The 23,411-nt window shown below is 69.9% G+C and carries 20 protein-coding genes, 2 tRNA genes and 1 pseudogene; 14 read left to right on the top strand and 9 right to left on the bottom strand.

Annotated elements, in window-relative coordinates; genetic code table 11:
* Window positions 1-100 precede the first annotated feature (100 nt).
* Window positions 101-310: a hypothetical protein gene (locus tag AB0M26_RS28180; protein ID WP_365265272.1), complete on the top strand. Its 210-nt coding sequence runs from the start codon at window positions 101-103 to the stop codon at window positions 308-310.
* Window positions 311-332: 22 nt separating this feature from the next.
* Here AB0M26_RS28180 and AB0M26_RS28175 read toward each other — a convergent pair whose 3' ends face one another.
* Together AB0M26_RS28175 and AB0M26_RS28170 are read right to left on the bottom strand one after the other, a co-directional pair.
* Window positions 333-1,721: an AarF/ABC1/UbiB kinase family protein gene (locus tag AB0M26_RS28175; RefSeq protein WP_365265270.1), complete on the bottom strand. Its 1,389-nt coding sequence runs from the start codon at window positions 1,719-1,721 to the stop codon at window positions 333-335.
* Between the two features lie 35 nt (window positions 1,722-1,756).
* A complete protein-coding gene (locus AB0M26_RS28170; RefSeq protein ID WP_365265268.1) occupies window positions 1,757-2,989 on the bottom strand; it encodes a ThiF family adenylyltransferase in 1,233 nt (410 codons plus the stop codon).
* 253 nt (window positions 2,990-3,242) lie between these two features.
* Here AB0M26_RS28170 and AB0M26_RS28165 point away from each other — a divergent pair, with 253 nt between their 5' ends.
* From AB0M26_RS28165 to AB0M26_RS28150, 4 genes are all read left to right on the top strand, one after another.
* On the top strand, window positions 3,243-3,833 hold the full coding sequence (locus tag AB0M26_RS28165) for a M48 family metallopeptidase (RefSeq protein WP_365265266.1): 591 nt from the start codon (window positions 3,243-3,245) through the stop codon (window positions 3,831-3,833).
* A 224-nt stretch (window positions 3,834-4,057) separates the two neighbouring features.
* Complete coding sequence (locus AB0M26_RS28160; protein WP_365265264.1) at window positions 4,058-5,806, top strand: TerD family protein; 1,749 nt, start codon at window positions 4,058-4,060, stop codon at window positions 5,804-5,806.
* Window positions 5,807-5,817: 11 nt separating this feature from the next.
* Window positions 5,818-6,501 (top strand): AIM24 family protein, encoded by a 684-nt coding sequence (locus tag AB0M26_RS28155; protein ID WP_365265262.1) that lies wholly within the window; start codon window positions 5,818-5,820, stop codon window positions 6,499-6,501.
* Between the two features lie 15 nt (window positions 6,502-6,516).
* Window positions 6,517-7,278 carry an AIM24 family protein gene (locus AB0M26_RS28150; RefSeq protein ID WP_365265260.1) on the top strand — a complete coding sequence of 254 codons (762 nt, stop codon included), beginning with the start codon at window positions 6,517-6,519 and terminating at the stop codon, window positions 7,276-7,278.
* 92 nt (window positions 7,279-7,370) lie between these two features.
* Here AB0M26_RS28150 and AB0M26_RS28145 read toward each other — a convergent pair whose 3' ends face one another.
* Window positions 7,371-7,904, bottom strand: a complete 534-nt coding sequence (locus tag AB0M26_RS28145) for an NUDIX hydrolase (RefSeq protein ID WP_365265258.1) — start codon at window positions 7,902-7,904, stop codon at window positions 7,371-7,373.
* Entirely contained in the window at window positions 7,901-9,364 is a 1,464-nt protein-coding gene (locus AB0M26_RS28140; protein WP_365265256.1) for a zinc-dependent metalloprotease, read from the bottom strand. The genes AB0M26_RS28145 and AB0M26_RS28140 overlap by 4 nt, the downstream gene beginning before the upstream one ends.
* 188 nt (window positions 9,365-9,552) lie before the next feature.
* Here AB0M26_RS28140 and AB0M26_RS28135 point away from each other — a divergent pair, with 188 nt between their 5' ends.
* The 4 genes from AB0M26_RS28135 to AB0M26_RS28120 all read left to right on the top strand — a co-directional run bounded on the left by AB0M26_RS28135 (window position 9,553) and on the right by AB0M26_RS28120 (window position 13,109).
* On the top strand, window positions 9,553-10,662 hold the full coding sequence (locus AB0M26_RS28135; RefSeq protein WP_365265254.1) for an SDR family oxidoreductase: 1,110 nt from the start codon (window positions 9,553-9,555) through the stop codon (window positions 10,660-10,662).
* Window positions 10,663-10,768: 106 nt separating this feature from the next.
* Window positions 10,769-11,227, top strand: coding sequence for a molybdenum cofactor biosynthesis protein MoaE (locus tag AB0M26_RS28130; protein ID WP_365265252.1), 459 nt, complete (start codon window positions 10,769-10,771; stop codon window positions 11,225-11,227).
* 455 nt (window positions 11,228-11,682) lie between these two features.
* Window positions 11,683-11,925: a hypothetical protein gene (locus AB0M26_RS28125; RefSeq protein WP_365265250.1), complete on the top strand. Its 243-nt coding sequence runs from the start codon at window positions 11,683-11,685 to the stop codon at window positions 11,923-11,925.
* Window positions 11,926-12,017: 92 nt separating this feature from the next.
* Entirely contained in the window at window positions 12,018-13,109 is a 1,092-nt protein-coding gene (locus AB0M26_RS28120) for a PDZ domain-containing protein (RefSeq protein WP_365265248.1), read from the top strand.
* Between the two features lie 241 nt (window positions 13,110-13,350).
* Here the strand turns inward: AB0M26_RS28120 and AB0M26_RS28115 are convergent, their stop codons facing one another.
* Window positions 13,351-13,902, bottom strand: coding sequence for a PPA1309 family protein (locus AB0M26_RS28115; RefSeq protein ID WP_365265246.1), 552 nt, complete (start codon window positions 13,900-13,902; stop codon window positions 13,351-13,353).
* A gap of 135 nt (window positions 13,903-14,037) precedes the next feature.
* Here AB0M26_RS28115 and AB0M26_RS28110 point away from each other — a divergent pair, with 135 nt between their 5' ends.
* From AB0M26_RS28110 to AB0M26_RS28095, 4 genes are all read left to right on the top strand, one after another.
* Window positions 14,038-16,932 (top strand): UPF0182 family protein, encoded by a 2,895-nt coding sequence (locus AB0M26_RS28110; protein WP_365265286.1) that lies wholly within the window; start codon window positions 14,038-14,040, stop codon window positions 16,930-16,932.
* Window positions 16,933-16,983: 51 nt separating this feature from the next.
* Window positions 16,984-17,057, top strand: a tRNA-Met gene (locus AB0M26_RS28105).
* A gap of 165 nt (window positions 17,058-17,222) precedes the next feature.
* The gene (locus AB0M26_RS28100) at window positions 17,223-19,190 is read left to right on the top strand and encodes a sel1 repeat family protein (RefSeq protein ID WP_365265244.1); all 1,968 of its coding nucleotides are present in this window, start codon (window positions 17,223-17,225) and stop codon (window positions 19,188-19,190) included.
* 155 nt (window positions 19,191-19,345) lie between these two features.
* A tRNA-Met gene (locus AB0M26_RS28095) sits at window positions 19,346-19,419 on the top strand.
* Between the two features lie 148 nt (window positions 19,420-19,567).
* Here the strand turns inward: AB0M26_RS28095 and AB0M26_RS28090 are convergent.
* From AB0M26_RS28090 to AB0M26_RS28080, 3 genes are all read right to left on the bottom strand, one after another.
* Window positions 19,568-19,987: a Fur family transcriptional regulator gene (locus AB0M26_RS28090; RefSeq protein WP_365265242.1), complete on the bottom strand. Its 420-nt coding sequence runs from the start codon at window positions 19,985-19,987 to the stop codon at window positions 19,568-19,570.
* A 510-nt stretch (window positions 19,988-20,497) separates the two neighbouring features.
* Window positions 20,498-20,899 (bottom strand): CBS domain-containing protein, encoded by a 402-nt coding sequence (locus AB0M26_RS28085; RefSeq protein ID WP_365265240.1) that lies wholly within the window; start codon window positions 20,897-20,899, stop codon window positions 20,498-20,500.
* Window positions 20,900-21,317: 418 nt separating this feature from the next.
* A complete protein-coding gene (locus AB0M26_RS28080) occupies window positions 21,318-21,458 on the bottom strand; it encodes a hypothetical protein (protein WP_365265238.1) in 141 nt (46 codons plus the stop codon).
* A gap of 231 nt (window positions 21,459-21,689) precedes the next feature.
* Here AB0M26_RS28080 and AB0M26_RS28075 point away from each other — a divergent pair.
* A pseudogene (locus AB0M26_RS28075) lies at window positions 21,690-22,043 on the top strand (hypothetical protein); the annotation flags it as partial.
* Here the strand turns inward: AB0M26_RS28075 and AB0M26_RS28070 are convergent.
* On the bottom strand, window positions 22,027-22,665 hold the full coding sequence (locus tag AB0M26_RS28070; RefSeq protein ID WP_365265236.1) for an SH3 domain-containing protein: 639 nt from the start codon (window positions 22,663-22,665) through the stop codon (window positions 22,027-22,029). The pseudogene AB0M26_RS28075 and the gene AB0M26_RS28070 overlap by 17 nt on opposite strands.
* Window positions 22,666-23,411: the final 746 nt, after the last annotated feature.

Here is a 23,411-nt window from a genome sequence, read left to right as displayed (position 1 = left end):
GAGCTCAGCAGGCCTCGGAACTCCGCGGGACCGGTTCGCCGAACCGGTCCCGCGGTGCGTTGTGCCCGGTCGAACAGGGCCCCGGGGGTATCGTCGACAGGTGGAACAACAGACTCATCACCCCGGGCCGCAAGGTGCCGAGGACGGGGCTGTGGTGTGCGCCCGCTGCGGTGCGGGCGCGCCCGAATCAACCCCGCCCGTCACCTGGACCTGCTCCGTGGAGAACGGCAGCCGGGTCTACTTCTGCGAACACTGCGCGCGCGACAACATCCGCGCCATCGAAGGCCGGCTCGACTCCTCCTGGTGGTGAACGCGGCCCTTCGCCCGGCGGGTCAGGCGCCCGCCGCCGTGCCGTCCTCCTCCAGCGCCTCCTCCGCCGTGTCTTCGGGCACGAACCCCGGGAGCCAGGCGGCCAGTTCATCACGCAACCGGACTGTGGCCCCCAACTGGCAGAGAACGCCGATGGTGCTCAGCGTCACCCGGTGGATCAGAAGGTAGGACGGTGGCAGATTGAGCTGCCGGCCCAGTTGATGGGCGGGGGAGCGGGGATCGGCGATCCGGGCCGCCTGCGTGCGCATCCAGCTCCGCGTGAAGGTGAACTCCTCCGCGGCGGCAGGCTCGATGATCGGCCGCAGATAGTCGAGCACGGCATCCGGATCGAGTTCGATCGCCGGCTTGACGAAACCCTCCTCGCACAGCATCCCGTACACCTCCTCGGCCTCTCCGTCGAGCGTCATGCGCAGGGCTGCGCCGATCGTCGGGGGCAGCCCGTCGGGCAGCCGGTCGACCGTTCCGAAGTCCAGCACGCCCAGGCGCCACTGCTCCGGCGGACCGTCCTCCGCGTCGCCGACGAGCAGCCTGAAGTTCCCCGGGTGGGGGTCCGCGTGGAGCAGACCAGTTCGAGCCGTGCCGGAGAAGAGGAACCGGGCCAGCAACTGCCCTGCCCGGTCCCGCTCCTCACGGCTGCCGTCGGCGATGACCTCCGACAGCGGCACTCCCTCGATCCACTCCGTGATCAGCACTTGCTCGCTCTGGTGCACCACATCCGGTACGACGACATCCGGGTCGTCCGCGAATTCAGCGGCGTGCGCCCGCTGGGCCTGAGCCTCCAGGCGGTAGTCCAGCTCCTCGGAGATGCGGTCCCGCAGTTCGGCGATGAGCGGCTTGATATCCATCCCCGGAATGAGCGGCCCCAGCATCCTGGCGAATCGGCCGAGCTGCGTGAGGTCGGACAACAGTGCCTCACCCGCGCCCGGGTACTGGACCTTGACCGCGACTTCCCGCCCGTCGTGCCACACCGCACGGTGCACCTGTCCGATCGAAGCAGCCGCCGACGGCTTGTCCTCGAACTCCTCGAACAGCTGCCGCCACTCGTCGCCGAGCTGCTCCTCCAACACCGCGTGCACCGTCCGCACCGGCATGGGCGGAGCCGCCTCCTGCAGCTTGGTCAGTGCCGCGCGATAGGGGCCGGCCACTTCCTCAGGCAGGGCGGACTCGAAGACGGAGAGCGCCTGCCCGAACTTCATCGCACCCCCCTTCAGTTCGCCCAGCACTTTGAACAGCTGCTCGGCGGTGCGTTGTTGAAGCTCCCGGCCGACGATCTCGGCGGAGCGGCCGCCGATCCGCTTGCCCAGCCCCCAAGTGGCCCGGCTGGCGATTCCCAGCGGCAGCGCGGCCAGCTTGGCCGTGCGCGTCACCGCCTTGCGGGGAAGATCCGACATTCGCCCCTCCAACTCCACTGCACCTCCGGGGAGGGCTACCCCCCGAGCCACGCCGCAGACGGCGGTTGCCCGGCCATTGTCCCGTGCCGCTCCTCCCCGGCGGAGGGGGATTCCCCGTCCAAGACCTCGTTCGGCCGGGCGGCGCCGCACGAACAGCCCTGATGTGCCGGGACCGGGCGCGACTGCCATGCCACGTCGGGCAGCGCCAACTCCAGCCGCGCCCCTGTGCTGAGGGGAAGCCGCCCGTCGAGAAAGTTCAGCGCATGCGAGGCGGCGAGTCCGGCTACGACCGTCGCCAGCGCGGTGTCGCACGCGACCGCGCCGGAGGCGCTGCGCCCCGATCGCCACTGCGCCAGCATCCGGGGCCAGGCGGGCTCGCGGTCGGTCCGTTCCAGTGCTAGGCACCCGGCACACGCCGAACTGCCCGGCAGCACGAAGGGCCCCACCACACCCGTGCCCTCGATCACCCCCGCGTACAGATGAGGGGTGCCCGAGGCGATCAGCTCCTCGGTCACGACGGGATCGGGCGCGTACGCCGCGAGACCGTCGCGCGGTGCCAGCACCACTAGCTCCGTCACCGCCCCCGACGCTCTGGATACCCCGGACGCGGCCACCCGGCCGGCTCCGGCCGCTCCACCCGCTCCCTCGGCTCCCGACCGCCAGGGGCGCCGGCCCGGCGCGGCGGACCGCACCGCCCTCCGCGCGGCCACGCTCCGCCGCTCGCCCACCGACTCGGGCGGAAGCCCGGACGGCGCGACATCCCAGGGCTCGACGCAACCGCCGTCCTGCACATCGACCCTGCCGACCCCCGAGGCCGACAGCGTCGCGGCAACGGCCGCGCCGACCCGTCCCGCCCCACGCACCTGTACCCGCACCGCCGATCGCGCGGACATGCGCCGCACGGCCGCGCCCGCCTCCGGATGAACCACCGACAGCGACGCAAGATCGGCCCGCAGCCGGTCCGTGACCTCGGTCAGGTCCGGGGCGACTGCCCCCGGTGAGCTCCCCGAAGCCGTCGCGTCGTCCAGCAGCCCGGCCGCGCCGAGCCGGTCCATGAGCTCGTCCACCCTGCCTGAGTCCAGACCCATGGCCTCGCCCTCACGTCTCAGCAGAGGCATGCCGCGCGTGCCGTCCAGGAGGGAGAGGAAGAGACCGGTCGTGGTGTCCACCGGGCCCAGGACCACCGCGTGCGCCGCCGCGATCCCGAACTGCACGGTCTGCCTGTCACGCCAGCCGCGCCGCAGCGCGGGCTTGAGCATCGGATGCATCACTGTCATCCCCCGTGATGACTCGTCGTTTCCGGTTGACCGCGCCGACCCCGCTCGGTCGTCGTCGCTCCCCCGGCGATTCCTCGTCGATCGGATCCGACCCGTCGTCGTTCGATCCGCTCGGCGCCCAGCATGCCCGCGGCGCCGATCGGCCGCCGAATGTTGTCCACAGGCGGTGGGGATTAGTCATTCAAATTGCGCACACCCTCCGAGGGGCGGGACTTCCCCCGCCCCCAGCAGGTAACGTCGGGGCGTGTCCGCCGACCCACTGCAGCGCGCCACGCAGCGCAGCACAGCCAGCCAGCCCTCCCGCGGCTCGGGGACGAGCGCGGTCGAGGTGAGGAGAAGTGCCCGGCGGCGCAGAACGGTCTCCGCGTACCGCGAGGGCGACCGCACCATCGTCCTGATCCCGGCCAGGATGTCCGAGGCCGAGGAGCAGCGCTGGGTGGCGGTCATGCTGGACAAGCTGGCGGCGCAGGAGAGCAGGCGGATGCTCGGCGACGCCGAACTCGCCAAGCGCGCCGAGCAGCTGTCCGACCAGTACCTTGACGGACGGGCCAGGCCCGAGACGGTTCGCTGGGTCACCAACCAGAACACCCGCTGGGGCTCCTGCACCCCCGCCGAGGGCAGCATCCGGCTCTCGCACCGCCTGCAAGGCATGCCCGAGTACGTCATCGACTACGTGCTCGTCCACGAGTTGGCCCATCTGCTGGTGCCCGGGCACGGCCCCCGCTTCTGGGAGCTGCTGGAGGCGTATCCGCGGACTGAGCGTGCCCGCGGCTATCTCGAGGGCGTCGTAGCGGCGGACCGGCTGCCGCATCTGCCCGCGGCCCGGACCGAGTAGTTCCGCGCCCGTGCGGCCCCCCGTCCGCCCGGCCGACCGCAGCACCCTGACGCGACCATGCATGCGCGCGTGCGGGCCTGTTCGCGCGCCGACCGGAGCGCCGACGCGCCCCCGGCCCGAATCACGCGTGTACCAACCCGGTTCCCGCATCGCTCGCTGTCGCCCCCAGCGGTTAGCCTGGCGCCACGCACACACTGCACGGAATGGGGGGACGGTCGTTTCGCATGTCCAGGGAATTCCAGCGCGGCCACAAGGCAAAGATCAGTGACCTGACAGCGGGGACGGATCTGTACGTCGGAGTGCAGATCTCAGGGCCCGGACTGTCCTTCGACATCGGTTGTTTCGGTCTCGACGCCGAGGAACGACTGTCGGACGACCGTTACTTCATCTTCTTCAACCAGCCGAAATCGCCCGAGGACGCCGTCCAGTTGCTGGGCGCGCAGGCGGGGGACACCGAGTCCTTCCGCGTCACGCTCGACAGCATCCCGGCGAAGATCCAGCGGCTCTCCTTCACCGCGGCCATCGACGGCGCCGGCCAGATGTCCCAGGTCGGCCCCGGCTACATCCGGATCGTGGCCGGTGGCGAGGAAGTGGCCCGCTACTCCTTCACCGGCTCGGAGTTCACCACCGAACGCGCGGTGATGCTCGGCGACTTCTATCTCAAGGACGTGTGGCGGTTCGCCGCCGTGGGCCAGGGGTTCGACGGTGGGCTCGACGCGCTGCTGAAAAACTTCGGTGGTGAGGTGCTCGAGGAGGAGGCGCCGCAGCAGACGCAGCAGGCCGCGCCCGGGTTCGCACCGCCGCAGGCGCCCGCGCCCGGATTCGCCCCACCGGCCGGCCGGCCCCCCGCCCCGGCCACGCCGCAACCGGCCTCCCCGGCGCCGCAGCCCGCCCCGGACTTCGGCCCGCCTCCGGGCGGCACCACGCCACCGCCCGCTCCGGCCGTCCCCGACCCCCAGGTGCACGCCGCACCCACGATCGCCGCGCCCATGGCGCCCGGCGTCCCGGGGCAGCACACCCCGCCCGGCGGGGGCCAGGTCCCGCCGCCGCCCGGGCAGCCGGGTGTCCCCGGTGGGCAGGCACCGTACGGCCGGGGGTCGGGGGCACCAGGAGCCCCCGGCGCCCACGGAGCCCCGGTGCCCGGCCAGGCCCCGCCCGCGCCGGGACCGCCCAGCCCGCCGGGTCAGCCTTCCCACGGCCGGCCCGGTGAGCCCGGCCGAGCGGCGCCGCCCCCGTACGGTCAGCCGCAGTCCGGGCCGTTCCCGGGGCAGCAGAGCGCACCTCATGGTGTGCCGGCGGCCGCGGCCTCCTCGCCCGGGCTCGGTGCGGCGTTGGAGAAGTTCCGCGAGGCGCCCGCGGGACAGCGGTGGACGCTCCAGAACCAGCAGCTCGTCCGTATCGACCTCGGTGCCGACGGACAGCCCGTGCTCGCCCGCCAGGGCAGCATGGTGCTGTACCAGGGCAAGGTCGACTTCGGCTACAAGGGCGCCGGGTTCGCCGGGCGGATCGTCGGCAACGCCACCGGCCAGGAGATGCAGCTCATGCGCTGCACCGGCCGCGGCCAGGTCTTCCTCGCGGAGAACGGCTCGCACCTCCACCCCATCGAGCTCCAGGGCGATGCCATCTGCGTCTCGGCGGAGAGCGTGCTCGCCTTCGACGAGTCGCTGCAGCACGAGGTGCGGCGGATCGAAGGCCACGGCATCCCCGGCGGAGCGCTCTTCACAATGCAGTTCCAGGGAACCGGCACCGTGGTCGTGAAAACCCGGGGCATCCCGGTCGTCCTGCCGGTCACCCCGACCACCTTCGCCGACAGCAACGCCATCGTGGCCTGGTCGGCGGCGTCACAGGTGATCATCGCAAGTCAGGTGCGGCTGCGCCGCAACGCCTACCCCGGCCACAGCGGCGAGACCGTGAACCTCCAGTTCCGCGGCGCGCCCGGCAACTTCATCGTCGTCCAGCCCTACGAGGTCTGAAGGAGCCCGTCATGGACCAGACACTGATCGCGGGCTTCGCCCCGGCGCCTATGGCCTCCCGCATGGAGAACCACGGGCGCAGCATGCTCAAGGTCGCAATGCAGAGCGGCCAGGACCTCTTCGCGCGCACCGGCTCCATGGTCGCGTACGAGGGCTTCGTGCAGTACGAGCCGAATCCGCCCGCCGTCCGTCAGATGGCGTCCCAGTGGATCACGGGCGAGGGCGCCCCGCTGATGAAGTGCAGCGGCGACGGCCTGCTCTATCTCGCCGACTACGGCGCCGATGTCGTCTGCATCAACCTCGCCGGCGACTCCCTCTCGGTCAACGGCACCAACCTGCTCGCGTTCGACGCCCACCTCCAGTGGGGTGTCCAGCGGGTCAAGGGCATGGCGAAGTTCGCCGGGCAGGGGCTGTTCAACGTCGGGATCTCGGGTACGGGTTGGGTCGCCCTGACCTCCCGGGGCACCCCGATCGTGGTCGACTGCGGGCGCGGTGAGGACGAGACCTATGTGGATCCGGATGCGCTCGTCGCCTGGTCCACCGGCCTGAAGATGAAGGGGAAGCGCAGTTTCAAGGCCTCCTCGATGATCGGGCGGGGCAGTGGCGAGGCGTACCAGATCGGCTTCTCGGGCCAGGGGTTCGTCGTCGTACAGCCCAGCGAGGACAGCACTGACCGGCTCCGGGCCCGGGGCTGAGGGGGAGCGAACACCATGCAGAGCCCGCTTTTCGGCTACACCGAGAACCAGACGCAGGATCGCTATGCGCTCCAGAACCCGCAGATGCTGCGGGTCAACCTGGCCGGTCACGACGACATCCTCGCCCGCAAGGGCACGATGGTGGCCTACCAAGGGATGATCGAGTTCGACGGCGAGTACCAGACCCCCGGCCAGCGGCGCGCCCGCGCTCACACCGGAGAGGGCCTCGACCTGATGCGCTGCTCGGGTCAGGGCACGGTCTATCTCGCCAACCTCGCCCAGCACGTCCACGTCGTGGACGTGGACGGTGACGGGCTGACCGTCGACAGTGCGTACGTGCTCGCGCTCGACTCCGGTCTCCACTGGGAAGCGATCGCGGTGGACAGCCAGTTCGGCATCTCCGGGTCCGGCGCCTACAACCTCCAGATCTCCGGCCGGGGCAAGGTCGCGCTCATGACCTCGGGCCAGCCGTTGATGCTGCACGTCACCCCCGATACGTACGTCAACGCGGACGCCGATGCCGTCATCGCCTGGTCGATGTCCCTGCGCGTCCAGATGCAGGCGCAGACGTCGTCGTCGAGCGTGTTCCGGCGGAGGGGGAATACGGGCGAGGGCTGGGAGCTCAGCTTCCTCGGTCAGGGGTACGCCCTTGTCCAGCCCAGCGAGCTGCTTCCGCCCCAGAACGCGGTGATCGGGCAGGGCATCGCCGCGCAGTACGGGCTGGGCCAGCACGGCGCCCATGGCCAGAACCAGGGCAACATCTGGTCCAACCGCTAGACCGGCGAAGAACGCCGGAGGACGTGAAGAACGCCGGAGGACGTAGGGACACGGCAGGTGGGCTGCCCCGCGCGCCTCGGGGGTCGAGTACCTCAGGACCCGAGCAGCGCGCGCGTGCGGTCCACCAGCCGTACGACCGACTCGTCCGCCACCGCGGCCACCTCGTCGTACGGGAACCAGCGCAGGTCCAGGGACTCGTCGCTGATCGCGGCCACCGCGCCGTCGGGTGCAACGGCCGCGTACTGGACGTCCAAGTGCCAGGTGCAGGGCGTGCGATGGCGGTCCAGGCGCGCCGGGCCGCCGGGCAGCAGGGTCAGACCGCCGATGCCGGACTCCTCGGTGGCCTCGCGCAGGGCTGCCCCGGCCAGGGTGGTGTCCTCCGGTTCGCAATGCCCGCCCATCTGCAGCCACATCCGCAACTTGCGATGCAGGGTGAGCAGCACCCGCCCGCCCGAGGGGTCGACGACGAGTGCGCTCGCCGTGATGTGCCCGTCACGGCAGGACTTCCACATGCCGTCCGGGTGCGTGGCGAGATGGTCTCCGTAGGCGAGCCGCAGCAGTTCCTGGTCGTCGTCCGGCGCGGGCCATTCCTTCAGGACCCGCGCCGTGTCCCCGTGGAGGCTCACTTGTCGCTGTCGCCCTCTCCGGAGCCGCCCTGGTCGCGGCCGGAGCCGTGGTCGCCGCCGGAGGTCCGGTCGTCGTCCTTCTCCAGCCCCGGCCGGGACGCGTCCCGGCCGCTCGCGGCCTCGCCCAGCATCTTGTCCAGCTCCGCGAAGTCGAGTTGCTCGCGGTGCACGAAGCCGTCGGGGTCGTCGAGGTCCTCGGCGGTCGGCAGCATGTCCGGGTGCTCCCACAGGGCGTCCCGGCCGTCCATACCGCGCGCGTCCGTCAGGGACGCCCACAGCCGCGATGCGTCGCGCAGCCGACGCGGACGCAGCTCGAGACCGATCAGCGTGGCGAAGGTCTGCTCCGCGGGGCCGCCGGTCGCGCGCCGCCGACGCAGCGTCTCGCGCAGCCGGTCGGCCGACGGCAGATGCGGTGCCGCGGCGGCGTGCACCACGGCGTCGACCCAGCCCTCGACGAGCGCCAGAGCCGTCTCCAGCCGGGCCAGAGCGGCCTTCTGCTCCGGGGTGTCCTCCGGCTGGAACATGCCCTGCTGCAGCGCTTCCTGGAGCTGCTCGGGATGGGTGGGGTCGAGCTGGCCGACGACGTCCTCCAGCTTGGCGGTGTCGACCTTGATGCCACGCGCGTAGCCCTCGACCGCTCCGAAGAGATGCGAACGCAGCCACGGAACGTGCGCGAACAGCCGCTGGTGAGCCGCCTCGCGCAGAGCGAGGTAGAGCCGGATCTCCTCGGGCGGGATTCCGAGATCCTTGCCGAACGCCTCGATGTTGACGGGCAGCAGCGCCGCCTTGCCCGCAGGGCCCAGGGGGAGGCCGACGTCCGTCGAGCCGACCACCTCGCCCGCCAATACTCCCACGGCCTGCCCGATCTGGGTGCCGAACATGGCCCCGCCCATGGACCGCATCATCCCGAGCAGCGGGCCCGCCATGGCCTGCATCTCCTCGGGCAGCACATCGCCCATGGCCGCGCCGACCCGCTCGGCCACCGGGTCCACGAGGTCCTTCCACACCGGCAGGGTGGCTTCGACCCACTCCGCGCGGCTCCACGCCACGGCCGCGCCCGAGCCCGAGGGGAGGGACGTCACGCCGTCCAGCCACAGGTCCGCCAGCCGTACCGCCTCTTCGACGGCCGCGCGCTCCCCCGGCGAGACGGTCGCGTCCTTGGTGCCCTCCGACGTGCCCTGCGCGACGGTCTGCCGCGCGATGTCCTTGGCCATGTCCCAGTTCACCGGGCCGCCCTCGTAGGAGAGCATCTGCCCCAGCCGCTGGAACGCCGCCCCCAGATCGTTCGGATTCAGCGAACCGAACATCGCGGCGAATGGGTTCTCCGCGCCGCCCCCGCCGCCGAACCCGAACGGATTCGCGGGGCCCTGATTACCCCCCTCGCCGCCCTTCTTCTTGCCGTCGTCGCCGTCCTCCGGCTCCTCCGGCGGGAGGCCGAATCCGAATGGGGTGTCACTCACGGGTTTCCTCGGCTCGTAGGGCCGCCGGCCCGGCCGGCGGCGACTGCCCGACAACACACCCAGCGTAGACACCCTGTCCACCTCTAGGCTCGGTGCTTGGCTGCCCGGAAGCCTGCGGCAGGATGGACCCACCTGGTACGTACGCGTTACTGCCCGTACGTACTGAAGACAACCGCTGGAGCCGCCCGGTGAGTTCCCAAGACCGAGAAGTTCGCGCAGCGCGAAACGGCGCTGCCGGATCCGCGCGCCGGCCCGTCGTCGCGGTCACCGGCGCCGCCTCAGGCGTCGGCGCCGTCCTCACGCAGCGGCTGGCGGCGTCCGAGGACATCAAGCAGGTCGTGGCGATCGACGAGCGCCGCGGTGACGTGACCGAGGCACAGTGGCATCTGCTGGACGTCCGGGACCCGGCGATCGCGGACAAGCTGCGCGGCTGCGACGTGGTCGTGCATCTCGCGCTCGACCTCGACCTCGGCACCGACCCGGCGGCCCGCACCGCGTACAACGTCCGCGGTACGCAGACCGTGCTCACCGCGGCCGCGGCCGCGGGTGTCCACCGTGTCGTGCTGTGCACCTCGGCCATGGTCTACGGCGCACTGCCCGACAACGACGTGCCGCTGGCCGAGGACGCCGAACTGCGGGCGACGGCGGAGGCCACCGGCGTGGGCGATCTGCTGGAGATCGAACGACTGAGCCGCCGCGCGCCGCGGGCGCATCCCGGCCTCAATGTCACGGTGGTCCGGCCTGCCGTCCTAGTGGGCGGTACCGACACCGCCTTCACCCGCTACTTCGAGTCGCCCCGCCTGCTGGTCGTCGCGGGGTCACGCCCCACCTGGCAGTTCTGCCACATCGAGGACCTGGCGAGCGCCCTGGAGTACGCGGCGCTGGAGAAGGTCGAAGGCGAGCTGGCGGTCGGCTGCGATGGCTGGCTGGAACAGGGGGAGGTCGAGGAGCTGACGGGCATCCGGCGCATGGAACTGCCGTCCGCAGTCGCCCTCGGCGCCGCGTCGCGGCTGCACCGGCTCGGCCTCACCCCGTCACCAGCGGGGGACCTGGCGTACACCATGCACCCCTGGGTGGTCAGCGGCAGCCGGCTCCATGACGCCGGGTGGCGGCCGCAGTGGACGAACGAGGAGGTCCTCGCGGAGCTGCTGGAGGAGGTCGCGGGCCGGCACACGGTCGCGGGCCGCCGTCTCGGCCGCAAGGACGCGACCACGCTCGGCGCCGCCGGCGCCACTGTCGCGCTCGTGGGCACGGCTGCCTTGGTGCGGCGTGCTCGCAAGGCCCGCCGCCGCGCCTGAGCGCCGGACCAGGAGAGATCGGCAGAAAAAGAGTTCTGGAATTCGCTTTCCGCAATGCGGATGGCCGGGATTCCTATATTGCCAGGGGTACGGCACGATGGAGGCTATGGAACCCACGTACGGCCACCCTGGCGAGGCGCCGGCCTCCGACCCGATCCGCCTCCTCGGGATCCGGGACACTCCGCTGTCCGTCGATGAGGTGCTCGCGGCCGTGGGAGAGGATTCCGCAGGCGGCATCGCGCTGTTCGTCGGCACAGTGCGGGACCACGATGGAGGGTCGGACGTGGAGGCTCTCGGCTACTCCGCCCATCCGTCCGCCGAGGCGGAGCTGTGGCGCGTGGCAGAGAAGGTGGCGGCGGACTTTCCCGTACGCGCCCTGGCGGCCGTCCACAGGGTGGGCGACCTCTCCGTGGGTGACCTGGCGGTCGTTGTCGCGGTCGCATGCCCCCACCGCGCGGAGGCGTTCACGGCCTGCCGCCGCCTGATCGACGACCTCAAGTCCGAGGTCCCCATCTGGAAGCACCAGCAATTCACCGACGGCACAGAAGAATGGGTCGGCGCGTAGCGCTGTCCTTCTGGGGTGGTGGTCGGGTGACGGGTGGGTGGGTCGGCGCGTAGCGCTGTCCTTCTGGGGTGGTGGTCGGGTGACGGGTGTAGGCCGTCGCTTCAGGGTGACGATCGGGAGGGTGGCGCCTAGCGTTGTCACGCCGGAAGGGGCCGCTGGCGGGCGGGGAGCCGTCGCTTCAGGGGTGACGATTGGGAAGGGCGGCGCGTAGCGCCTTCGTCCTGGGTCGGTAACGATCGTACCGGGGCCCGTCTCGGGCGGGTCGCACCGACGCCCCATCCCATGGGCATGGCAACGTCGTTCGAGGGCAAGCGGACCCGTATGGCGCACTGACGATTCGTCTCCGGTTGCGTAACTCACCCCCCGCCGCGAGCGTTGATCAGGCGGATGGTTAATCTGCTGATCAGTCAGTTGCGGTTGTCGGTTCTCGTTGTGCATGGGGTCGGGAGGCCGGTATGGCGGCGCTCGCTTGGTTGCTGATTCCGGTCGTCGCGGCCGTCGTTGCCGCGCTGTGGGCGCGTTGGGCCTCGCGCAATCGCAAGGTCGGCGATGTGGCCGAGCTGGCCGGATACGAGCGCTTCCGTGAGGCGATGGAGCGTTCCCGGTCGGGGCCGGACGGGCCGGACGGGCAGGAGGCGGCTCCCGCCGCGGCAGCCGCGGCATCGACGACGGCGTCCGACTCCGACGCGGCAGCCTGAGCACCGGCGCCCCGCGCTCCGCGGTCCCGGGCATCCCCGCGGGGACCGGCCCTCGGAGTGCACTGTCGGACCAGTCCCGTACTGTCGTTCACATGCCACGCCGCACCGCGACGATGCTCGCCTCCACCCTGATGCTCATCGCCCTGCTGTGCGCGGGTGTGCTCATCCCCGTCCCCTACTCGGAGATGTCTCCGGGCCCGACGGTCAACACCCTCGGTGATCACGGTGGGGAGCCGGTCCTTCAGATCTCGGGGCGCAAGACGTATCCGGCGACCGGGCATCTGAATATGACGACGGTCCGGGTGACCGGTGCCGACTACCGGATGAACCTCGTGGAGGCGGTCGCCGGCTGGCTCTCCCGCGACGACGCCGTGGTCCCCCACAGCACGCTCTATCCGGACGGTCAGACGGCCGAGCAGGCCAACCAGGAGAACGCGGAGGAGTTCAGCCAGTCCCAGGAGAGCGCCAAGGTCGCGGCCATGAAGGTGCTGGACATCCCGGTCGCGGCGCGCGTGGTCGTGGCGTCGGTCGTGAAGGACAGCCCGGCCGAGGGCACACTCCACGCGGGCGATGTGATCAAGGCGGTGGACGGGAAGCCGGTGACGAAGCCGGGGAATGTGGCGAAGTTGGTCACGCAGCACAGGCCGGGCCAGAAGGTGAGTTTCACCATCATTCCGGCGAAGGCAGCCGCGGCGGCGGAGAAGGCCCGTAAGCCGGAGCCGTCGACCCGTGAGACGCTCAGCATCACGACGCGTAAGGCTCCCGACAACGACCGGGCGATCGTCGGCATCCAGGCGGGGACGGACCACACCTTCCCGTTCCAGATCGACATCAAGCTCGCCGACGTGGGCGGGCCGAGTGCGGGGCTTATGTTCGCGCTCGGCATCGTGGACAAGCTGACGCCCGGTGACCTGACGGGCGGCAACTTCGTGGCGGGGACGGGCACGATAGACGACGCTGGCAAGGTCGGGCCGATCGGTGGGATCCAGATGAAGACCGTCGGCGCCCGAGCCAAGGGGGCGGAGTACTTTCTGACGCCCGAAGACAACTGCGCCGCGGCGGCGCGGGACGTGCCCCCGGGACTCACGCTCGTCAAGGTGGGCACGATCGACGATGCCGTGAAGTCGCTCAAGCAGATCCGCACCGGCGACACGGGTGACCTGGAGCGCTGCACAACGGGCTGACCGGCTGACGGGCCGACCGGCTGACGTGCTGACGGGCTGACCGTCGGTCGGTGGTGCGCCACGCCCCGGCCGCCCCTCGGAACCTGCCCCCCAAGGAATCCGCCGTTACGGAGCCCGCTCCTACGGAACCCGCCGTTAGGGAGCCCGCTCCTACGGAACCCGGTCGGATCGGACGGTACGTCCCAAGGCGCGGACCAGCGGCGGCCGCGGCGGCGCGGCCGCCCGGCGATCGTGCCGCGGCCTACTCCTCGAAGGTCGCGGCCAGAGCACCGGCCAGCCCCGGCACCAGGTCGGATCCGGTGAGCACCTCGGTCGGGGAGTCCTTCTCCCGCAGGCGAAGGGCCGTCTCGCGCGCACCGTCCCGCAGCACGGCCACCGTCAACCTCACCTCCTGGCGGTCAGGGTGCTCGGCCACCCACGCCTGCAGCCGCGCCTCGTCCAGGTCCTCGGGCACGGAGGCCTCAGCCGAGGGCGGCAGCAGCAGCCGTTCGACGGTCAGGGCGCAGCCGACCACGGCATCGGGCCAGGCGATCGTGGCGAGGAACTCGTCGAGCGGGGTGCCGGCGGGCAGCTCGTCCTGTTCCACCGGCGTCAGCGTGGCTTCCACGTCGTTGTCGATGCCGAGCTGGTCGGCGAGGCCGGGCTCCTGGGCGCGGAGCTGATCGGTGTCCACGAGGGCGAAGAGGCGGGCGGGCTGGTCCCAGCCGAGCCCCGAGGCGTACTCGTCGATCTCGAGCACGGCGCGGGTCAGGGGGCTGGCGGCCATCGGCGTTCCGGAGGAGACATTGGACATGGTCGGTATCTTGCCCTGTTCGTAACTCGAACCGGGAACCGAGTAAAGCTTGAGTAAGTTGCATGGGTGGGCCCTACTATCGCGGGGCCTGCTCATACGACAGCGAACTTCGAGGTGCGCACCTTGGCTTTCCAGATGCCGGACCGTGGGGGAGGCCCGACGGGTCCACGGATCAGAGTCGGCCGGCCGTCCCGCCGCGTCCGGACCCTGCTCATGACCTTGGGTGTGCTCGCCGTGCTGGCGATGCTCTTTGTCATGTTCGCCGGGTTCTGGACGGACTGGCTCTGGTACCGCTCGGTCGGATTCTCCTCGGTCTTCTCCACCACGCTGTGGACCAAGATCGGGCTTTTCTTCGTGTTCGGCCTGCTGATGGCCGTGGCCGTCGGGCTCAACATCTGGCTGGCGCACCGCCTGCGCCCGCCCCTGAGCGCGATGTCCGTGGAGCAGCAGAGCCTCGACCGTTACCGGATGAGCATCGCGCCGTACAAGAAGTGGGTGCTGCTCGGGGTCACCGCCCTCGTCGGGCTGATCGCGGGTGCGTCCGCCTCCGGGCAGTGGCGCACCTGGCTCCTGTGGGTCAACGGGGTCCCGTTCGGCTCCAAGGACCCGCAGTTCGGCATGGACGTGTCGTTCTACGCGTTCGACCTCCCCTGGTACCGCTTCCTGCTCGGCTTCGGCTTCGCGGCGACAGTGCTGAGCCTGATCTCCGCGGCTCTGGTGCACTACCTCTACGGGGGCCTGCGGATCACGAGTCCGGGTGCGCGCGCCACCGCAGCCGCCACGGGCCACCTCTCGGTGCTGCTCGGGATTTTCGTCTCGCTGAAGGCCGTGGCCTACTGGCTCGACCGGTACGGCCTCGCCGTGAAGTCCAGTGACCTGAAGTCGACCGACAACTGGACTGGTCTGAAGTACGTCGACGCCAATGCCTATCTGCCGGCGAAGACGATCCTCTTCTGCATCGCGGTCATCTGCGCGGTGCTCTTCTTCGCCACGCTCTGGCGGCGTACCTGGCAGCTTCCGGTCATCGGCTTCGGCCTGATGGTGCTGTCCGCGGTCCTGATCGGCGGCCTCTACCCGGCCATCGTGCAGAAGTTCCAGGTCCAGCCCAACGAGCAGGCCAAGGAAGCGGAGTACATCCAGAAGAACATCGATGCCACACGCGAGGCGTACGGCATCACCGGAGCGAAGGTCTCGGACTACACCGGCGTCAGCAACACCAAGGACAACGCGAAGCTGCGGGCCGACGCCGACACCACGGCGAGCATGCGTCTGCTGGACCCGAACGTGGTCTCGCCCACCTTCCAGCAGCTCCAGCAGGTGCGTGGTTACTACGGCTTCCCGGGCACGCTGGACGTGGACCGCTACAAGGAGGACGGCAAGGAGCAGGACACCGTCATCGGTCTGCGCGAGCTGGACATCAGCGGCATCCCCGAGCGCAACTGGATCAACGACCACTTCAAGTACACCCACGGCTACGGCGCGGTGACGGCGAAGGGCACGCAGACCAAGTCCGGCGGCGCCCCCGACTTCACCGAGTCCGACCTGCCAGCCAAGGGCGACCTGGGCACGTACGAACAGCGCATCTACTACGGCGAGAAGACCTCGCAGTACTCGATCGTGGGCGGCCCGCAGAAGGAGCTCGATTACTCCGACGCGAGCGGCGAGAAGCTGTACAGCTACACCGGCAAGAGCGGTGTGAACCTCTCGAACCCGGTGAACCGCGCGGCGTACGCGGTGGCGTTCAACGAGCCGCAGATCCTCTACTCCGGGGCGATCGGCGAGGGTTCGCGGATCCTCTACAACCGCACTCCCAAGGAGCGGGTGGAGTCCGTCGCTCCCTGGCTGACCATCGACGGTGACGCCTATCCTGCGGTGGTCGACGGCCGTGTCCAGTGGATCGTCGACGCCTACACGACCTCCAACGGCTACCCGTACTCCTCGCGTACGACGCTGGGGGACACCACGGCCGACTCCCTGACCGACGGCCAGCGGGCCGTGGTCGCGCAGCAGAACCAGGTCAACTACATCCGCAACTCGGTGAAGGCGACGGTCGACGCATTCGACGGCAAGGTGAAGCTGTACGAGTGGGACACCAAGGACCCGGTCCTCAAGACCTGGAAGAAGGCGTTCCCCGGGACCGTGAAGCCGAAGAGCTCGATCGACCCGGACCTGATGCAGCATCTGCGGTACCCGCAGGACCTGTTCAAGGTGCAGCGCGAGCTGCTGACGCGCTACCACGTCACCAACTCCGTGCAGTTCTACAGCGGCAGTGAGGTGTGGCAGGTCCCGAACGACCCGACGACCAAGTCGGGGAACGCGGTGCCGCCGTACTACCTCAGCATGAAGATGCCGGACCAGCAGGCGCAGACGTTCTCGCTGTCCACCACCTTCACGCCCAAGGGACGGGAGAACCTCGGCGCCTTCATGGCGGTCGACGCGGACGCGAAGAGTCCCGACTACGGCAGGATCAGAATCCTCAAACTGCCGTCCAACACCACGGTGTCGGGACCGCAGCAGGTGCAGTCCAAGTTCAACTCGGACACCGACATCGCCAACGAGATCAACATCCTCAAGAGAGGCGACTCGGAGGTCGAGTACGGCAACCTGCTGACCGTGCCGATGGACGGAGGATTGCTCTATGTCGAGCCGGTCTACGTCCGGGGTGCCGGCACCAACTACCCGCTTCTGAGGAAGGTTCTGGTCTCCTACAACGACCAGACGGCCTTCCGGAACACCCTCGTCGAAGCGCTCGACGAGGTCTTCGGGGAGCAGGGGCCGAGCCGGCCGAGTCCGACGGAGCCGCCGGGCACGGAGCAACCACCGTCCCAGGATCCGACGGTACGTGAGGCGCTCGACGATGCGCAGAAGGCGTTCGAGGCCGGGCAGAAGGCGCTCCAGGAACAGGACTGGACCGGGTACGGCAAGGCACAGGACGACCTGCAGGCGGCCCTGAAGCGGGCCGCCGACGCGGAGGCCAAGGCCGACCAGAAGGGTGACGGTAAGTCGGCCGGGGAGAAGCCGGGCCGGTAGGACAATTGAGGGAGCGCCACCCCGCACCGTGCTAGAGTGAACGCACAACGACGCGGGGTGGAGCAGCTCGGTAGCTCGCTGGGCTCATAACCCAGAGGTCGCAGGTTCAAATCCTGTCCCCGCTACGACAGAAGGACCCGGAGTCAACAGACTCCGGGTCCTTCGCTTGTGTGGGGGACACCTGTGTAACGGAGTTTGGTATGTAGCCGTGTCGGGAAGTCGACAAAACGCCGAAGTGACTTCACTGGCTGCGGCATACCAGGTGTACGCAGGTTGCAGGTGGTGCGACGATGGCCCTTATGGGGGACAAGGCAATTCTGTTGGAATCAGGTCGGTTTGCGGACCCGCCCGGCGACGAGCGGGCCCCTGCCGTGCCCGAATCCACCACGACTCGTGAGGACACCACCGCCGACATCGCCACCGACCCGGCCGCCGGCTTCCCGGCAGCTCAGGCCGCCGAGGAGGCACGTCACCGCCGGGCTGCCGAGGCCGGCAGCACCGAGTCGATGAGCGTTCTGGGCGCGCTCCTGCTGCGCCGGGGGGACCTCGACGGCGCCGAGCCCCTGCTGCGCGCCGCGACCAGTGCGGGCGACCGGGCCGGGGCGAACAACTTGGGCGTCCTGATGCACCAGCGGGGCTACGCGGACGAGGCGGCCGGTTGGTGGCGGATCGCCGCCGTCGCCGGCTCCGCGGCCGCGGCTCATGCGCTCGGCCGCCACTACCGGGAGCGTGGTGACGAGCCGTCAGCCGAGTACTGGCTGCGGCAGTCGGCCGAATCGGGTCACGCGCTCGGCGCGTACGCACTGGCCGATCTGCTGGAGCACCGCAGCGACGTCGGCTCCGAGCGATGGTTCCGTGCCGCTGCGGATCAGGGGCACAGAGAGGCCGCGTACCGTCTCGCGCGCACCCTGGACCAGCGGTCCCACGTCGACGCCGGGCGCGACGTCCTGGGTGTGGAGCCGGCCGACCGGGACGTCTCGCGCTCCGGCACCGTGCCCGCCGGCGGCGTGCGCCGGGGCGCGGCGGCGGAGGACGGTGCGCTGCCCGAGGACGGGGAGCACGCAGACGCCGCGGCCGAGGCGGAGCAGTGGTACCGGCAGGCCGCCGCACGCGGACACCGGCGCGCTGCCCTGTACCTGGGCACTCTCCTGGAGGAGCGCGGCGAGACGGAGGAGGCCGGCCGCTGGTACCTGACCGCCGCCAAGGACGGAGAGGCACGCGCGGCCTGTGCGCTGGGCTTCCTGCTGCGGGACGCCGGTGACACCGACAGTGCCGCCATTTGGTGGCGCCGGGCCGCCCAGGGCGGGGACGGCAACGCGGCCAACGCCCTGGGCGCGCTGCACGCCGACCGCGGCGAGCCGCAGACGGCGGAGCGCTGGTACCGCGCCGCGATGGACGCGGGCGACGTCAACGGCGCGTACAACCTGGGGCTGCTCTGCGCCGATCAGGACCGTACGGCGCAGGCGGAGCAGTGGTACCGCCGCGCCGCCTATGCCGGGCACCGGGAAGCCGCCAATGCACTGGCCGTTCTGCTGCTGCAGCGCGGCGACGCGGCGGGCGCCGAGCCGTGGTTCTCCAAGGCGGCCGAGGCGGGCAGCGTCGACGCGGCGTTCAACCTCGGGATTCTGCATGCCAGTCGGGACGACGACCGCACCGCGCTGCGGTGGTACGAGCGCGCCGCCGCGGCCGGTCACACCGACGCCGCCCTCCAGGTGGCCATCGCCCTGCTGCGGGACGGCAACGAGCGGGACGCCGAGAGCCACCTGCGGTGCGCGGCGGGCGGCGGCAGCGCGGAGGCCGCCTTTCGGCTGGGCGCCCTGCTCGAGCGGCGGCAGCGCCCCGAGGAGGGGGATGGCGGGACGACCGAGTGCGAGGAGTGGTACGAGCGAGCGGCCGAGCAGGGGCACCGCCGTGCGCAAGTGCGCTGCGGGATGATCGCGGCATTCCGCGGCGACTCGGCAGAGGCCGCTCGGTGGTACCGCATCGCCGCCGAGGCGGGCAGCCGCAACGGCGCGTTCAACCTCGGGCTGCTCCTTGCCCGCGAGGGCAGCGAGCCGGAGGCGGCCCTCTGGTGGACCCGGGCGGCATCGGCCGGCCACGGCCGTGCGGCACTGCGGCTCGCGCTGCTCGCCGCCCGCCGCGGGGAGCTGGCGGAGGCGCAGCACTGGTGCTCGCGTGCGGTCGAGAAGGGCCCGCCGGAGGTCGCCGAGCGTGCGGCCCGTCTGCGGGATGCGCTGCAGCAGGAACTGACGGCTTAGCACTGCCGCGGACGGCGCGGACGCCTCAGTCCCGCCCACCTCCTGCGGTGGGTGGAGCGGGGGGGAGGGCGTGCGAGCGACGGGCCTCGGCCGGAGGAGCCCTCCGAGACGATTTGCGCTGGTCCGTGGCGTACGGCTAAGGTTGTGGTCACCGACGCGGGGTGGAGCAGCTCGGTAGCTCGCTGGGCTCATAACCCAGAGGTCGCAGGTTCAAATCCTGTCCCCGCTACGAGAACGAAGGCCCGGGTCCCCAGGGATCCGGGCCTTCGGCCTGCTCAGAGCGGTGAGGAGGCGCGAGCCCGGTACGAAGCCATGGTCACGGCTCACGGAGCGTGGCTGGGCGCTTGGTTCGCCGACGGCATCGGTGAAGCGGTGGCTCAGGCGGCGGCGCGGCAACTCGGGCAGAGGCCGCGGTACGTGACCTCGACGCCCGACACGGCGAAGCCGAAGCGCTCCTCGTTGGGGAGATCGGCGAGCGGATTGCCGCCCGGGTGGACGTCGCGCACCGTTCCGCACTTCGCGCACACCAGGTGCTGGTGCGGGTGGTGCGCATTCGGGTCGTAGCGCATGGCGCGGCGGTCCGTGCTGACTTCGATCACTTCGCCGAGCGAGACGAGTTCGCCCAGCGTGTTGTAGACGGTCGCGCGCGAGATCTCGGGCAGGCGCTCGGCGGCGCGTGCGTGGACCTCGTCGGCGGTCAGGTGGACGTGGTCCCCATCGAGAACCTCGGCCACGACTCGCCGCTGGGCGGTGAGCCGCCAGCCGCGTGCACGAAGTCGTTCCAGCAGGTCACTCATGACATTCAGCCTAACAGTGAGGGAACCCCGCCCCGAATGGGTATGGTATTCGGCATCTTCTCAACTTGGACTAGGTCCAATATGGGATTGTTTTCGGCATTTCACCAGCGTGGGCCCAGGAGCGGGACCCGTACGCCGCCCTGCAGTAGGCGGCGGACGACCTCTGGGGCTTCTGAGGGAGGCCCTCTCTGAGTCCACCCACCAGGTGACCTGGCTGCTCGGTGACCGCGGCATCCCCGCCTCGTACCGCCGCATGAACAAGACTGCCGCCTCGCCCCCGACAGCAGCCAGCGCGCTCCGTGAGAGGTGTCGCAGGCCGCGCGATCACCGGCTTCCGCAAGACGGACGAGGGCTGCGGCAATCCGGCTGGAGGCTGCGGCCCAGGCCCTGCGCGGCTGACCGCCCCCTGGCGTACGAGAAGCCGAACCCCCGGTGGGGGAGTCCGGCTCCTCGAGTCGTTTCAGCCCTGGTGGGACCGCATCCCGGCCGCTGTCCCCCCGGTGGGCCCGCTCAGCCCGCCAGTACGGAAGGCCGGGATCCGGCGGGGACCCAGCAGCGAATGATGTCGCGGACGGAGACGACCCCGACGGGTTCGTGGTCGTCGAGGACGATCAGATGGCGGAATCCGCCGCGGCACATGGCTGATGCGGCCTCCTCCAGGGTCCACTCGGGGGCGGCGAAGACCACGTCGGTGGTGGTGTGGGCGTGTGCCGTCTCCTGGTCGGGGTCCTGTCCTGCGCCTACGGAGTTGAGGATGTCGCGCTCGGTGATGATGCCGAGCCCGCTGGTGTCGGTGTCGAGGACCACGGCCGCCCCGACCCTGCGGCCGGCCATCAGCCGGGCCGCCTGGCGGAGCGTGTGGGTGGGGCCGATGGTGAGGACCACCGTGCTCATGGCTTCACGGACGAGCATGGATGGAGCCACCTCTTTCGTGTCCGCTGGACCTGTGAATCCGCACGCCGCTTCCCGGCGCGACAGCTTCCCCGTGCCCGCATCGCCACGTGAAGGGATTCACAAGTTCACAAGCTTGGGGACTCTCATGTTCACATGCTCGCGGGGTGGCAACAAGGGGGCGGGCGAAGCGCGTACGGATCAGTAGCGCTGATATCGATCGGTTCGTGCGCCGGGGTGCGGCATTGCCTCACATCCCACCGGGGAGCTGGGTGGTTGTCGTCGTCGATGGTCGTCATTGCTCGACCTGGGCCGCCCTCGGACGGCCCACAGACGGCCCCAATAGAAACATCCGGGTCAAGGTCGCGAGGTTGAGGACTCCGGCCGCAGGGACGCAGCACGCCCCCGGGATTGCTGTGGTGGCCCGCTGCGCTGTGTCTCACTCGCCGAGAACGTGCAGCTGCTCGGCAAAGTCCTCTACGAGGCTCGCTAGGACCTCGTTGCCCTTCTCGGCCGTGGCGTACGAGGGGAAGCCGATGACCCCGGTTTCGGTGTACGCCTTCATGCCTTCCGTCAACATGAATGGCCGTTCGTCCCCGTCATGGTCCGCGGTCTCATGGCCGGTCCCACAAGCGAAGGCTCCGAGTGGAGCAGGATCGATGTCTCGATCTTTCCGGCGTGCATGTCGGCGAAAGAACTGCTGACCATGCCGTCGCGTTCACGCGCGCGCTTCCACTCACGGCACCGGTCGACCTGAGTCCAGGGCACCTACTGCTGACTTGAGGACCTCTTCACCTCCCCCGCCCGAGGACGTGGGGTGGGCAGGGTACTCATGGGGGTAACGGCCGACGCGGTCCGGAAGGCGGGTGCGGAGAAGCTGTACTGGCAGACGCGCGAAGAAAAGTCCACTGCGCGCGGTTTCTACGACCGAGTGGCGCGCCACGAAGGATCTCGTCTACGAACGCCCGCTCCTCTGACCTACCCTGCGGGGGCCGCGCAACGTCCTGCCCTTGCCTTGTCTCGCCATTCCGTCCGATGGAGGCGCCGGACCCTTGTGAAGGTGCATGGTTCACCGACTACAGAGGCGCGACGCCTCCACCCTTCCGCAGCAAGCGGGTTGGCGGCGGAAATGCGAATCCGATCCGGGGTTATCCCAGCGGAGTGACCGAGTTCCAGTCCTGCTCGATCGGCTCCAGGTCCTCATCCGAAAGCCCCTGCGCCGGGGACGCGCAGAAGGGGACATCGCCGAAGTTCTGAACGTACCGGGCCGCGGCCCAGACGGTGCGGTCCCTCAACTTGTACCAGAGGTCGTTGCCGTTGATGGACTGGCCGCGAACCTTGCAATCCAGTCCGACCTCGTCCCCGTACGCGAGCGTCCCGCGTACGGGCGAGTTGGTCGTCGGCCGCTCCCTCAGGTTGATGCCCACGGGGCTGACCACCCGTCCGTAGGGCCGCGCCGGGGTACCGGGGGCCTCGGCACCCGGGCCGCCGACGACGTAGCCCGTACCCGTGACGTTGCCCGTACCTGCGACGTTGCCCGTGCCCACGACGTGGCCCGTGCCCACGATGTGGCCCGTGCCCACGACGTGGCCGGTGCCTGCGGTGTGCCCGGAGCCGACCAGGTTGTCGCGCCCGGCAATGCTGTTGCCATGGCCGTACACGATCGTGTCGCCTTCGTCGTTGATCGTGCTCGGCACGGAGTCGTTGTGCCGGTCGTCCGCGTGGGCGGTGGACATGCCCACACCCACGGAGATCACGGCCACGACCGCCGCAATTCCAAGCCGCACGCTCTTTTGCATACCGTCCTCTTTCTCGGATGAGTCGGTTGACCTGCTTTGCGTCGGAACATTAATTGCGCACAGACGTAACAGAATTTGATTGGCCCGATCGTGGGCCAAGCCTCGCAAAGCGAACGGACAAGGAACGCGCGGAGCAACACCGACAGGACTTCGCATCTCATACGATGTTCTGAGTGCCATGGACGTCGATGGCTGAATGGGCGCGTCCTGTCGGCGATACGCGGGACGTGCCACCTCAGGTTGAGTGAGGGAGCGTCAGGGGGCCGCCAAGATCGTTGCAGACCAGGCGAGTTGGATATGGCACGGATACCTGCGCCGCCTGACTTTGGCGCGGCAAGCCGTGAGGTCTTGTGTTTTGCCAATCACAGACCACATGGAGCGCAATAGCTCCTGTCCCTGGTAGGGCATGGAACCGCGCAACTGATACTCACGTGACGCTCACTGCCGAGCTGTTGATTGAACGTCAGGTCGAGGTTTCCGAGGCGTCTGACCAACGCATCGGGTGCCTCGTACCAGTTAATCCGAATCGGAAGCGGGACGACCGCGACGTGTGTCTCCATTGGAGGTAACACTCAAATCGTCGGCCTGGTGCTGGTTGCGTCCAGGGAAGTGGTGTACGGGTTCGACCTGATCCGGGGGTTGCTCCGGCATCGGGATGGTGCCCGCATAGACGAACGGCCACCGGCTGATCTTCGAAGTGTCGAAGCCTCGAAGGAGATCAGCACGATGACCGC

The sequence above is a fragment of the Streptomyces sp. NPDC051776 genome (genome assembly GCF_040681345.1).
Classification (GTDB): domain Bacteria; phylum Actinomycetota; class Actinomycetes; order Streptomycetales; family Streptomycetaceae; genus Streptomyces.
This window is presented reverse-complemented; position numbering and strand designations above follow the sequence as displayed.